1 protein-coding gene is annotated in these 246 nt (G+C 76.4%); it reads left to right on the top strand.

Features of this window, described 5'->3' with window-relative positions; all coding sequences use genetic code 11:
* On the top strand, positions 1 to 246 hold a 246-nt coding region (locus GTQ99_RS24110), incomplete at both ends, for a hypothetical protein (RefSeq protein WP_166618123.1).

Genomic DNA, 246 nt, shown 5'->3' with positions numbered 1-246 from the left:
TTCCTCGTGCGCCCGGCGCTGGCGGAGCTGCCCGAGGACCTGCTCGCCGGGCTGGTCGCGCTCGCGTACCCGGTCGGCGACGTCGTCGTCCTCGCCATGCTCGTGCGGGTCTCCGCCGCCGCCGGGCGCACGAGGAAGGTCCACGAGAGCATGCCGAAGCCGACGGCCAGGATCGAGGCGTCGATGACCCCCTCCCGGTCGGAGCCGGGGCGCGCCTGGCGGGCCATGCGCAGCATCGCGGCGGCG

Source organism: Kineococcus vitellinus, assembly GCF_009906315.1.
GTDB classification, from domain to species: Bacteria; Actinomycetota; Actinomycetes; order Actinomycetales; family Kineococcaceae; genus Kineococcus; species Kineococcus vitellinus.
Note: the sequence above shows the minus strand (reverse complement) of the source record. Positions and strands in the feature narration are given on the sequence as shown.